Origin of the sequence: Chryseobacterium sp. RU37D, assembly GCF_900156075.1 — a bacterium.
Taxonomy (GTDB): domain Bacteria; phylum Bacteroidota; class Bacteroidia; order Flavobacteriales; family Weeksellaceae; genus Chryseobacterium.
On record NZ_FTMM01000023.1, the window covers coordinates 1 to 12,671 of the forward strand.

The following is a 12,671-nucleotide window of genomic DNA, read 5'->3' on the forward strand; positions in this document are numbered from 1 at the left end:
GAACTTGAAATTTTTGAATATATTGAAATATGGTACAATAAAAAAAGAAGACACAGTACCCTGAATTATCAAACAATAGAAGAATTTAACAATCAGAACAAAATTTACAAAAATGTAGCTTAACTCTAACTGGAAATTTTATTTGCATATCCATATTTCTCATCAATGAGAGTAATGAAGGAGTTTAAAGGGATGTTCTTTGGTGTATGCGAAAACTTTAAATAATCAAGGAGATACAAGAGGATTTTATAAACTCTGAAGTTTTTTTTAGCTTTCTCAATAGAAATCCCTCTTTCCCATTCTTTTTCAAAATCAAAAGTCTTTCTTTTTCTAATTTTATTAATTTCTTCTATAATAGCTGGATTTTTCAAAGAATTTATCCCTTTATGATTTCATTTTTTTAGCAGAAATATCCATTGTTGATAATATTTTATAAATAAATGTAAGGAATTTTTACTTCCACAAAATCAATTTATTTATCTTGAAATTAGATACTTATTAAACAAAAATCTCTACATTCGTATAATTATAATTCATAACAATTCAAATGAAATTTAAATTTCTGGTCATATTAGGTGTATTCTTTTTCCAGTTTAGCTTTGCTCAGGAAAAAGCAGATATTGTACTTAAAAAAGCGCTTACCGAAGCCAAATCACAAAACAAAAATGTACTTCTTATTTTCCATGCATCATGGTGCAAATGGTGCAAAACGATGGAAAAGAATATGGAATTACCTGAAACCAAGCCTATTTTTGACAAAAAATTTGTTACAGCTTTCGTAGATGTCCAGGAAAGGGGAGACAAGAAAAACCTTGAAAATCCCGGCGGTGAAGCGTTGATGGGAAAATATAAAGGAAAAGATGCCGGGCTTCCGTTCTGGCTGATGCTCAATCCGAAAGGCGAGGTGATTACAGATTCTTTTAATGAAAAAAATGAAAATTTAGGCTGTCCGTCGACGGCTGAAGAAGTAGCCGTTTTTACAGCAAAGCTGAAGAAGTCTTCAAAAATGAATAATAAAGAACTTCAGATTGTACAAAAAGTCTTTACAAAAAATTAAAAATACTCCTCAAACTTCTGTCCGGGGAGTATTTAAATTAAATTTATTTACCGAAGAATATTTTATCCTGCTTTCGCTGGTCGTTATAAATTACTTGAAAACTTACCGGCATGTACTGATATAGAAGCTTCCAGTGTTCTAATCTTGCGTGTTTTTTAAAGCTTTCGAAAGATCTTACAAAAAGATTTTCAATCATATCCCTTACATATGAGTTTCCGTTTCTGTAGATCCAATCCATCAGCTTGATATGGTGGGCAATAATATTGATTTTAGACTCCAGCAAGAGGTCTTTAAGATAATTAATGGTAGCCTGTATCACACCTGCAAAATTGTCTTGTACAGACAGTTGAGTGATTTCATATCTAAGTGGTGGATAGAAAAATTTTAAATATTCAATAGCTATTTTTTGGTTAATAGTTTGCATTTTTACATTCTTCATAATTAAGATTTTTCGAATACGGGTATTGCCGCCAAAATTATACCAAAGATTACAGACAGGCAGCAAAAATAAATACGCCGATGATGACAGCAATGTGTACTGCTAAAATCTCCAGATTGTGTCTGCTCGTCATGGTTTTGTGGATTTTCCAGTCGGATATTTTTCTTATTTTTGATTTCATAAGCTGTTGGTTTCTAATAAGTTTTTATTTTTACAAATAGTAATGATTTTGTAATGAAACATATGAAAACTGTAACAAATTTATACGCCATGATTGTAAATTTGTCTCAAATAGCTCTTTTGCAAATTCCGGGAAATATGACTAAAGATCATTTTTCGGTATTCATGGCTGCAATAAACAATAGAGTTGTCTAATGAATAGATAAAAGTATTTTCTATTGCATTTTTTAATGCATTATCTCCGTTTTCATAAATATAATCGATCTTTTCGAGACATTTGAATAAAATATTCCTGTCGTTTTGACGGATCATATTTTTAATTCGTTCCGTGAAAATTTGGATAATGTTGTACGCATTTTGAGCTTTGCTGCTATGCAATTCTTTTTGAATATCAGGAATGACATTAGTGATTTCCTGAACGGCCTGTAAATAATTCATATTAAATCTGATCTTTTAATAAAAGCACCGAAAATAAAGACAGCCAGAAAAGCCATCATTAAAGGGGGATAAGGTTTCAACCATTTAGGTGTTTTAGGTCCTTTGCTTTTTAATCTTCTTAGCTTTTCAATTCTGTTTAACGTTTTTAAGTCCATATTCTAAAAGTTTTGAGAATCTTAAAGCCAATTATATTCCTTTAGAATTATTTTAACTTAAATCGTTGATAATTAATATTTTATTTAATTTTTATTATAGCTTAAAACAAAAAAAGCATGTCAGAATGAGAAGGTATTTATCGGAATGAAATATAAATAGATCAATATTTTAAAGACTTAAGTGTGGTTTTACCTTTATTAATTTTTACATGAAAAATATTAGAATAATCATCTTCAGAAATTTCAAAAGGTGCATTTGATCCAAAAGCTTCCAATAGCAGAGGAATAGTGTTAGAATGCCCTGCAATAATAACATTTTTGCCCTGATAGCGTTTCAGGATTTCTTCTGCCAGCTTTTTATTTTCCCTGGGTTCATAGCTGGTAATTTCAATTGAATTTTGGAGAGTGATAGGTTTCAAAGTCTGCTGTGTTCTGTTATACGGAGTGGAATAGGCCGCTGAAAATTTTATTTTTTTTAATTCTAAAGCCAGTTTTTCGGCTCTGTTTTTTCCTACGGAGCTTAGGTCAGGGTTGGTATTCGTTTTATCAGACAAGTCTTTTTCTGCGTGCCGTACGATATAAATATTAGTCTGCTGTGATTTCAGCGCAATAAAGGAGAAAATACAAATAAGTGCAAATAAAAATTTTTTCATCATTTCAGATCTTAATTCTTCCCTAAAGTACTAATTATATTGTAATTATCAAATACCTGTTCACGGCTCTTGCCGAGGTTGAAGTTTACCGTTATCTTTGTACCTCAAAAAATCAAAGATGTTTTCAAAAATTGTAGTACACAAGGTAGGAAATAAAATCAACGGAGAATCATTAATTCTTTCTCAGGAGGAGCTACAGCTGGATGAAGGGACAGCAGAATTGCTGGAAAATTATTTTTTAGGCTCATTCAAATCTGAGGAGACCTTCCATTTTTACAGTGATTCTTATCTGGTAAATAATCCTGTTTACAGCTCAGTTTCTGAAATATTTGATGATAAATCCAAGTTTCTCTGGGAATCTGAAAACATTGCAAAACATCTTTTCGAGGCCGCTGAAAATCCGCGGGTTCAAAGTGGAGAGTTGTTTATTGTTTATTTTGAAGATGAAAGGGAAAATGGTGAAAAAGTAGATAAGATAGGGATTTTTAAAACTGAAAAAAGAGAATCTTTCTTAAAAATATTCCCTCAGAATGAAACTTTTGATATTGAAAAAGATCAGGGAATCAGTCTGTCGAAGATTGATAAAGCAGCCCTGATTTACAATAATGACAAAGAATCTGGATATGTGCTTTCCGTTGTTGATAATAATAAAAATGGGGATATGTATTACTGGTTTGAGGATTTTTTAAAGGTAAAACAGCGTGATGATGAATATTTTCATACACAGGAAGCTTTAATGGTATATAAAGATTATATCACGAAACAATTACCTCAAGAATTTGAGGTTTCAAGAGCAGATCAGGCTGATTTTCTCAATAAATCCATTAATTTCTTCAAAGAAAAAGGGGAATTCAATCTGGATGAATTTAACAAAGAAGTACTGCAGGATGAGCATGTAATCGAAAGTTTTGTCAATTTTAAAACAGATTATGAGCAGGATATGCAGATTAATATCGCAGAAGAATTCCCTATCAACGAAACGGCTGTAAAAAAGACACAGCGCCATTTTAAGAGTATCATTAAATTAGACAAAAATTTCCACATCTATATTCACGGCGACCGTCAGAAAATTGCTACCGGAGAAGATGAAAACGGAAAATATTATATGCTGTATTTTGATAAAGAAGGTTAAATAATCTTATTAATTATAGTTATTATTAAAAATTTTATCACGTATTGTATTTTATACGTAAATTAAGCATTTCTAAATTCTATTTTTTTAAACTCTTGATTTGGAACCGGGCTGATATGTACCTATGGAAACAAAAATTATTGATTTATCAAAACCGATCTGATATAATACTCTGGGGGTCTGTGGTTTATGAAAGTAAAAGTTAAGCATAAATCTCATAAAAAGCCCACTGGCGATACTTAAAAACGCAAGAAAAACAATTTTTTTAATAAAGTAATCTTTAATGAAAGATAAACAATGGTTTTTGACTTCGGCGAATCTCCGATTTCATTAAAAAAAATAAAACAAAAAGTATAAAGGGTTAACTATTATAAGATTAAGATTAGTATTATATAATTTTTTTATAGTAAATTTCCATTTTTAACATTTTTTTTTGTGATATCTCTTTCTATATAAAAAATACTATAACTTTAAAATATTCGTTATATTTGATAAATCAAAGTATTATATGAATTTTGTAGATTGTCATGAAGAGCCTATTCATATTCCAGGCTACATACAAAGTTTTGGTTATCTGATAGGCATTGATGCAAACTCTCATTCCATTACTTTTTTTTCCGAGAATATTAAGGATATTTTTAGTATTGAAAGCTATGAAGAGCTTTTTGGTAAGAAACTTACTGATTTTTCTCAAAGTTTTCGAAGCATTATAGAATCCGAAATCTACAATTCCATCAACAGCTTTACGAAAAGAGAAAACGAAACTTACTTTGATAAAATTTTCATTAAAGGCAAAGAATACCACTTTTCGGTATTTAAAAGTAAAAATAATATTTTTCTTGAGTTTGAGGAAGTGTTGGTAAATCCCAATAAAAGAATTTCTACCAAATATGACAGCTTTTACATTGTTGATGATGCACAGGAAATATGGGAGCAGCTGCTGAATACGCTTTCAAAAATCGTGAATTATGACCGGATGATGATCTATAAATTCATGATGGACGGCTCAGGAAAAGTAATTGCAGAAAGAAGAACAGACCAAACTGTGGAAAGCTACCTCGGCCTTCATTATCCGGAATCTGATATCCCTAGACAGGCAAGAGAGCTTTATCTTAAGAAAAGAAAAAGAATTTTCAGTAATGTTTATGCAGATACAATTCCTCTTTTAAGCAAAACCCAAGAAAATATCGATCTCACATATGCCTCGTCAAGAGGAATGTCACCCATTCACGCACAATATATAAAAAATTCCGGGACAGCTTCAAGTTTTAGTATCTCCATTATTATTGACGATCACCTTTGGGGTTTGGTGACCTGTCAGAATACGATAGCTAAACATATTGACCTCGAAGACCGTGTTCAGGTAGGTATTTTTACTGCCCTGGCTTCCAATGCGTATTCTTCTTTTAGGTCTAAAAATGAATTGAAATACCGCTTAGAACTCAATGAAAAATCTTCATATTTAAAAACAGAATTCTTAAAATATAATAGCTTAATTGATTCTTTAATTGGAAATAAAACGAATATCCGAAACCTTCTTGAAGCTGATGGTTTGGCCATAATTTCAGATGATGAACTGGTAACGGACGGCAATACTCCAGATCGTGCTGTCATTGAAAAAATTGTACAATGGGCGTATGAAAACACAGAGGAGAGCATCTACCTGAGCAGAAGCTTTCTAAAAGATCATGGAGAAGAGCTGATCCTGGACGAAACTGCGGCCGGTATTGTTATTTATTTTATTGAAAGAAGCAAAAATAATATGCTGATATGGTTCCGAAGAGAATTTGATGAGCATATTAACTGGGCCGGAAACCCTAAAAAGCAGACTGGTGTAATCATCCAAAACGGGGAACAGAAACAAATTATTTCTCCCAGAACATCTTTCCAAATTTTTACAGAAAATATCAAAGGGAATTCAAAACGATGGAATTCCAGGAATGTTGCTGCATTGCAGGCTATTCGGGATCTTATCCTTGAAACTTCGCATAAAAACTACAACACCATAAAAAGGCTTAATGATGAGCTTAAAAAGGTAAATGAAGAACTTGACAGTTTTTCTTACACCATTTCTCATGATCTGGGAACACCTTTAACTGTAATGAAGCTTAATGCCCAGATGCTTTTGAGCACTCTTACAGACAGGTCTGAGAAGAGCAAAAGTAAAATCAACTCCATCATTGAAGAAATTGACAATATGGCAGAAATGATGCATGATGTTTTACAATTAAGCCGTGCTAAAAATAGTGAAATCCAGCTTGAAGCGATACATACAACTCAGATAATTGAAAAGATTGCGGAAAACGCGAAAATTACCTTCGACAGCCCGAAAAGTGAAATCATTATTAAAGATTGTCCGGATGTCTTGGCGGATAAAACCATGCTTTACCAGGTTTTTCTGAATACCATCAACAATGCTGTGAAATATTCTTCGCATCAGGAGAAGCCTAAAATAGAGATCGAAGGAACGGAATCCGGTGATTCGGTTGTCTATAGGATCATAGATAATGGCATAGGAATTCCCGAAGAGGAAAAACATAAGATGTTTAAAATTTTCAGTAGAATGGGAAATGCGAAAAAATTTAAAGGAAACGGGGTGGGATTATCCATTGTTTACCGCATTATGGGGCGAATTGGCGGAAATATTGATTATGAGAGCGATAAAGATGGGACTTCTTTTATTTTGACATTTAAAAAGCCGTAACTTTGGAAACTTGTTAATAATTAATTATGGTATCAGAATATCTTAAAAAAAATACAGCAGAATATCATAGCGCTGCTGAAAAATTATTTAATTCTGAAAAAATTTTCAACAAAACTTTCACACTCGAAGACTATAAGAAAATTATCAGATCAAATTATCTGATGCTTCTTCATTCTGAAAATAAAATATTCAGCACCCTTGCCCAAAAATATACCGAAAAGCTTCAATTGAATACCAGAAAAAAGCTCCCTTTAATAGAAAAAGATCTTGAAAGCCTTCATCTGACAAACCGAAAAGCTGATCAGGAACTTGAATTTAACAATGAAAATGAAGCTTTAGGCGCAATGTATGTAATCGAAGGATCTACTCTTGGTGGCAATGTGATCGCTAAACAGCTCTATAAAACAGAAGGTTTTGATGAGGTAGCCTTCAATTTCTTCAGATGTTATCAGGAAAATACCGGCACGATGTGGGAAAAATTCAAAGAGGTCCTAGATACTGACATAAAAGAAGAAAATTATGATGAGGTTTTATTTGGAGCTAAAAAATTATATACTTTTTTATTAAATGTAAATTGATTTTTACATCCAATTCTAAATAACACTTTTAAAGATAATTAAATTCCTGAAAGATTGCTCAATTTTTCAGGAATTGTTAAATTTGGGAGTCAAAATTTTAAACTCGACTTTAAAAATAAATTTTAAAAAGTATATATTATGAAAGTAACTGTAGTAGGTGCAGGCGCTGTAGGAGCAAGCTGTGCAGAATACATCGCTATGAAAAACTTCTGTTCAGAAGTAGTTTTAGTAGACATTAAAGAAGGATTTGCTGAAGGTAAAGCAATGGATTTGATGCAGACAGCATCTCTTAACGGATTCGATACGAAAATTACCGGAACAACAGGAGATTACAGCAAAACTGCAGGTTCTCAGGTAGCTGTTATTACTTCAGGGATTCCAAGAAAACCCGGAATGACAAGAGAGGAATTAATCGGTATCAACGCAGGTATCGTAAAAGAAGTTACCGAAAACTTAGTAAAACATTCTCCGGATGTAATCATCATCGTGGTTTCTAACCCAATGGATACCATGGCTTATCTTGTACACAAAACTTCCGGTCTTCCTAAGCATAAGATCATCGGAATGGGTGGTGCATTAGATTCTGCAAGATTCAAATACAGATTGGCTGAGGCATTGGAAGCTCCAATTTCTGATGTAGACGGTATGGTAATCGCTGCTCATAGTGACACAGGTATGCTTCCTTTATTGAGCAAAGCTACAAGAAACGGTGTTCCTGTAACTGAATTCCTTGATGCTGACCAACAAAAATATGTAATTGAAGAAACTAAAGTAGGGGGAGCTACTCTTACAAAATTATTAGGAACTTCTGCTTGGTATGCTCCAGGTGCAGCAGTTTCTGTAATGGTTCAGGCAATAGCTTGTGACCAAAAGAAAATGATCCCTTGTTCATTAATGCTTGAAGGTGAATACGGTCAAAACGACATTTGTCTTGGTGTTCCTGCGATCATTGGAAAAAATGGTGTGGAAAGCATTGTAAACGTTACCCTTACAGCTGAAGAACAATTGAAATTCGCCGAAGCCGCAAATGCAGTGAGAGAAGTGAATGGGGATCTGAAGTTCTAATTGATTTAAACTTTAAATATTTAAAGAACCCGCGGCCAAAGGCCGCGGGTTCTTTATCAAGGGTTTCGGCGCGGCCTGAGGCCGCGCCGAAACCCTTTCATTGGTGAGAAATTTAGGAATATATTTGAAATTTAAATAAAATTTCACATACCCAAATTTCAAAACCCTTACCTTTGTTGACAATAAAATTTTATTGAATGTTTAGGAAAATTTCAATTGCGACGGTTACTTTTTTGTCCGTAATTATTATCAATGCACAGAAGAAAAGAAATTTACAGTTAGAAAGACCAAAATTAGTGGTAGGTTTGGTAGTAGACCAAATGAGGTGGGATTATCTGTACCGCTTTTACAACAAATATGGTAACGATGGTTTCAAAAGGCTTTTGAATACAGGATATTCTTTGAATAATGTTCATATTCCTTATGTTCCAACGGTTACGGCTTTGGGGCATACTTGTATTTATACGGGTTCGGTTCCTGCAATTCACGGGATTGCCGGTAACGACTGGACTGATAAGGAAACAGGGCAAAACGTATATTGCACGACAGACGAAAGTGTAAAACCGGTTGGAACAACAAATGCAAAAGTAGGAAGCCATTCTCCGAAAAATCTTTGGTCGACCACAGTTTCTGATGAGTTGAGACTGGCAACAAATTTCCAGGGTAAAGTCATTGGAGTTTCTTTGAAAGACCGTGCTTCGATTTTACCGGCGGGGCATACACCAAACGGAGCTTTTTGGTTTGACGATTCTACAGGAGATTTCATTACGAGTACTTGGTATATGAATGATCTACCGCAATGGCTAAAATCTTTCAACTCTCAGAATTTACCTGATAAATTGGTGGCAAATGGCTGGAATACGTTACTTCCAATTAATCAATATACAGAAAGCGCACCAGACAATTCGCCTTGGGAAGGGCTTTTAGGGAGCGCAAAAACTCCGACTTTCCCTTACAGTAACTTAGCTGCTGATTATCATGCTAAAAAAGACAATATTCGTTACACACCATTTGGAAATACCTTGTCTTTGAAGTTGGCTGAAGCAGCTTTAGAAGGTGAAAAATTGGGTAGTGACGATATTGTAGATATGTTGGCGATCAATTTAGCTTCTACGGATTATGCAGGTCATAAATTTGGTCCGAATTCCATTGAGGTTGAAGATGTTTATTTAAGATTGGATCAGGATCTGGCTCAATTTTTTAATTATTTAGATTCTAAAGTTGGAAAAGGACAATACACTGTTTTCCTTTCTGCAGATCACGGCGGAGCACATTCTGTAGGATTTTTACAAGAACATAAAATCACTACCGGTTTCTTCGGAGAAGGAATTGATAAAAGTATTAACCAAAAATTGAAAGATAAATTCGGAGTTGATAAGCTGATCAATGCTGTAGATAACTATCAGATTTATTTTGATAGAAAGCTGTTGGCTGACAATAAGATAGAGCTGGATGCTGTAAGGGATTTCACTATTAAGGAATTAGAAAAAAATCCCATGGTTCTATATGCGGTTTCAGTGGAAAAAGTGCAGGAATCTACTATTCCGGAGCCTATAAAACAGAGAATTATTAACGGAATTAATAGACAGAGAAGTGGAGATATCCAATTGATTTCCCACGATTCTATGCTGCCTCCATATTCAAAAACGGGAACTACTCATAGTGTTTGGAATTCATATGATTCGCATATTCCATTGATTTTTATGGGATGGGGAATCCAGCATGGGGAAAGCAGCAAGCCGTATTATATGACGGATATTGCACCGACGGTGTCTTCATTATTAAAAATCCAGTTTCCAAGTGGAAATGTAGGAAATCCGATCTCGGAAGTAATTGGAAAGTAATTATAGACATTAACTATTGATGATTTTTTAGATTTTTACTTTTCATCAAGATTTCCTTTGTTATATCTGGTTGATGGAATTGAGCTCATCTTGCGTAATTTCCTGCTTCTGCTTATAAAGTTATGCCAGATCTCCAGTGCAAAGGTTTCCAGGCTTTTTGCTTTATTTTTCTTTGTATAGCTGATAGATTGTAAAAAGAATTCCCTTGATTTATTGTTTTGATTCAAATTAAGATAGCAATATTCAGATTGATGTTTGGTTTTTATTCAAGGGAATTATATGTGACAGTTTTTCCGTGAAAGGGAAGTTTTGCTGAATTTTAAATTCATAAGAGAGTAAATAAATTAGACAACACCCGCTTAAATGAACTTACACCAAAAAACCCACAGAATTTCTGCGGGTTTCATAATAATAGGGGCAAAATAATGAAAAAATATTTATTTTGTAGGGGTTGCCATGACCTGTAACTGATCTGAGCCGCCACTTCCAAAAGTAAGTTTAAAGCCTGTATCACTTGCTCCACCACCTTTTAAAGCCACCGTATAGGTTCCTGCTGGTAAAAGCAATATACTTCTGGGAACAAGATAAAAATAATCGCTTATGATATTCCCGTTGGTAGAAGAGGTATTGGTATAAGATAATGATGATGCCCCGAAATGCGAGTTGGTAGGAATTCCTGAGGGAGCGCTGGTAAATATAAAAAATGCCTTGGCCAGCTTCACAGAGCTGTCCGTCAATGGTGATCCATTGCTTTTGGTAAATTCTGCAGTCACATTAGCATTAAATTCTACAATAGATTCTCTGTCTAATGTAAAACTGGGTAATGTGAGCAATGTGGTATCTACAAAGCTGCTTTGATCGGGTACAGTAAGGCTTTTGGATGAGATCTGATCAGTAATGCTTCCTCCAGCAATCATTCTTATTTCACGGGCTGTGGTTTTTCTCATCCATTTCGTACCGTCATTGTAATATTCTCCGGGATAAACTGCATTGGGAGCAGAAGATGTATTGGTAGCAGTATTATAGACTGTCATTCCTGCAATATGTGCTGCGAGGGGAGATGCATTATTTGTTGATGTTAATGCTACTCTCGGAAGAATTAAACCTTTATTGCTGCTGCTGAGCTCTAGAACAGCGTTGGTATTAGGTGAAGCAGTACCTATTCCTACCTGACCACTATAAATTGAAAAATTTAGTATAAATACCAAATAAAGTATATTTTTTATCATATCCTTAGTTTTAATTATGATAAAAATATAAATTATTTTTGTTTTTATTAATAATTATTTTAAATTTTTCATTGATATTTTATATAATGTTTATTTTCATTGATATTTTATTGTTAATTTAACAATATTATTCCAAATTTATTTCTATTAAAATATTTAAATAAAGAAAAAAAAATATTAATATTAATAATTCTCTTGTTTTTAATAATTTATTGTTTGAATAATATTATTATTTTTTTGAAACATAAAAAAACTGCCTTTAAAGCAGCTACACATTTTTAATTTTGATTAGTTTATTCTTCATTATCCTCCTCATCTTCATATTGTTCAAGAAAATATGTGAAAGTAAAATCATCCATTTCATCTTCGGCATCTTCCAGAGTAGTTAAGAGATCTTCAAAAATTTCCAGTTGATCTACTGTCATATTTACAAATTCTATATGAAGAGGCATTTCCACACCGCCAGTAATGAAATCAGAAAGCGCATCCAGATTGTCTCCAAAATGGTCCGGAAGCGGAAGTTTTTCTTTTAGTTGAGTATAAAAGTCTTCATAATCTCCAATATCAGTAAAATCTATATATATTGTTTTCATAATTTAATTTGTTAAATGACAATCAGCTAATAATTATTTAGCAAACCATTAATCCATTAATAGCAGATTGTTGTTTTTAATAAGTTACTGTTTTTCAAAAGTTTTATAATGGTCTTTAGTGAGATAAACGTCACCGTTTTTTGTGAAAATGATCCGGTCGGCATTTCTGTTTCCGCAATTGTAATTGACATCGGCTTCAAAATATTTTCCTCTTTGTGGCAGACCTCTTTCTCTGTTACTAAATCTGTCACCTCCAATTGCATGTCCCGGTAAAACCTCGCAAAGGTTACCTTTTGAAGGATTCCAGCCTTTCTGCCTGGCTTCGTTTTTTGTTATATAATAATCAGGAAGCTGGCGATGTTGCTTTACATAATCAATCACAGTTTTCTCCTGAGTGAGCTCACCAATGCTTGGCTGAGCGGAAAAGCTTGAATGACCGTTGTTGCTATATTCAACATCAGGTTTTTTGTTTGGATCTGAACTCTTTTCTGCAATAAAATTCTTGTAAATATACATTATGGACATCCCAAAAAGAAGTCCTAAACAAATGAAAAAGACTGATTTTATTTTACCATTCATAAATTAAATTTAAAATGTAACAATG

16 protein-coding genes are annotated in these 12,671 nt (G+C 33.4%); 7 read left to right on the plus strand and 9 right to left on the minus strand.

Features of this window, described 5'->3' with window-relative positions:
• Positions 1-123 (plus strand): IS3 family transposase (locus BW926_RS14755; protein WP_410493256.1); only part of this gene is annotated, 123 nt, incomplete at its 5' end.
• 2 nt (positions 124-125) lie between these two features.
• Here the strand turns inward: BW926_RS14755 and BW926_RS11070 are convergent.
• On the minus strand, positions 126-371 hold the full coding sequence (locus BW926_RS11070; protein WP_076447090.1) for a hypothetical protein: 246 nt from the start codon (positions 369-371) through the stop codon (positions 126-128).
• Between the two features lie 176 nt (positions 372-547).
• On the opposite strand from BW926_RS11070, the gene BW926_RS11075 reads away from it, so the two are divergent.
• Positions 548-1,057, plus strand: a complete 510-nt coding sequence (locus BW926_RS11075; protein WP_076447092.1) for a thioredoxin family protein — start codon at positions 548-550, stop codon at positions 1,055-1,057.
• Between the two features lie 43 nt (positions 1,058-1,100).
• Here the strand turns inward: BW926_RS11075 and BW926_RS11080 are convergent, their stop codons facing one another.
• The 4 genes from BW926_RS11080 to BW926_RS11090 all read right to left on the minus strand — a co-directional run bounded on the left by BW926_RS11080 (position 1,101) and on the right by BW926_RS11090 (position 2,922).
• On the minus strand, positions 1,101-1,496 hold the full coding sequence (locus tag BW926_RS11080; RefSeq protein WP_076447093.1) for a DUF7674 family protein: 396 nt from the start codon (positions 1,494-1,496) through the stop codon (positions 1,101-1,103).
• Between the two features lie 49 nt (positions 1,497-1,545).
• On the minus strand, positions 1,546-1,677 hold the full coding sequence (locus tag BW926_RS14655; protein WP_262484495.1) for a hypothetical protein: 132 nt from the start codon (positions 1,675-1,677) through the stop codon (positions 1,546-1,548).
• A gap of 80 nt (positions 1,678-1,757) precedes the next feature.
• Positions 1,758-2,114: a DUF7674 family protein gene (locus BW926_RS11085; protein ID WP_076447095.1), complete on the minus strand. Its 357-nt coding sequence runs from the start codon at positions 2,112-2,114 to the stop codon at positions 1,758-1,760.
• Between the two features lie 316 nt (positions 2,115-2,430).
• The gene (locus tag BW926_RS11090; RefSeq protein WP_179078010.1) at positions 2,431-2,922 is read right to left on the minus strand and encodes a phosphoglycerate mutase family protein; all 492 of its coding nucleotides are present in this window, start codon (positions 2,920-2,922) and stop codon (positions 2,431-2,433) included.
• Positions 2,923-3,040: 118 nt separating this feature from the next.
• Here BW926_RS11090 and BW926_RS11095 point away from each other — a divergent pair, with 118 nt between their 5' ends.
• The 5 genes from BW926_RS11095 to pafA all read left to right on the plus strand — a co-directional run bounded on the left by BW926_RS11095 (position 3,041) and on the right by pafA (position 10,245).
• A complete protein-coding gene (locus tag BW926_RS11095) occupies positions 3,041-4,054 on the plus strand; it encodes a nucleoid-associated protein (RefSeq protein ID WP_076447098.1) in 1,014 nt (337 codons plus the stop codon).
• Positions 4,055-4,562: 508 nt separating this feature from the next.
• On the plus strand, positions 4,563-6,758 hold the full coding sequence (locus BW926_RS11100; RefSeq protein ID WP_076447099.1) for an ATP-binding protein: 2,196 nt from the start codon (positions 4,563-4,565) through the stop codon (positions 6,756-6,758).
• Positions 6,759-6,784: 26 nt separating this feature from the next.
• Positions 6,785-7,336 (plus strand): biliverdin-producing heme oxygenase, encoded by a 552-nt coding sequence (locus BW926_RS11105; RefSeq protein ID WP_076447101.1) that lies wholly within the window; start codon positions 6,785-6,787, stop codon positions 7,334-7,336.
• A 138-nt stretch (positions 7,337-7,474) separates the two neighbouring features.
• Positions 7,475-8,401 carry a malate dehydrogenase gene (locus BW926_RS11110; protein WP_076447102.1) on the plus strand — a complete coding sequence of 309 codons (927 nt, stop codon included), beginning with the start codon at positions 7,475-7,477 and terminating at the stop codon, positions 8,399-8,401.
• A gap of 197 nt (positions 8,402-8,598) precedes the next feature.
• Entirely contained in the window at positions 8,599-10,245 is a 1,647-nt protein-coding gene (pafA, locus tag BW926_RS11115; RefSeq protein WP_076447104.1) for an alkaline phosphatase PafA, read from the plus strand.
• A 35-nt stretch (positions 10,246-10,280) separates the two neighbouring features.
• Here pafA and BW926_RS11120 read toward each other — a convergent pair whose 3' ends face one another.
• The 4 genes from BW926_RS11120 to BW926_RS11135 all read right to left on the minus strand — a co-directional run bounded on the left by BW926_RS11120 (position 10,281) and on the right by BW926_RS11135 (position 12,646).
• Entirely contained in the window at positions 10,281-10,472 is a 192-nt protein-coding gene (locus tag BW926_RS11120) for a hypothetical protein (RefSeq protein ID WP_076447105.1), read from the minus strand.
• A 210-nt stretch (positions 10,473-10,682) separates the two neighbouring features.
• A complete protein-coding gene (locus tag BW926_RS11125; RefSeq protein WP_076447107.1) occupies positions 10,683-11,474 on the minus strand; it encodes a hypothetical protein in 792 nt (263 codons plus the stop codon).
• A 293-nt stretch (positions 11,475-11,767) separates the two neighbouring features.
• Positions 11,768-12,067, minus strand: coding sequence for a barstar family protein (locus BW926_RS11130; protein WP_076447108.1), 300 nt, complete (start codon positions 12,065-12,067; stop codon positions 11,768-11,770).
• Between the two features lie 84 nt (positions 12,068-12,151).
• Positions 12,152-12,646, minus strand: coding sequence for a ribonuclease domain-containing protein (locus BW926_RS11135; protein WP_076447110.1), 495 nt, complete (start codon positions 12,644-12,646; stop codon positions 12,152-12,154).
• Positions 12,647-12,671 lie beyond the last annotated feature (25 nt).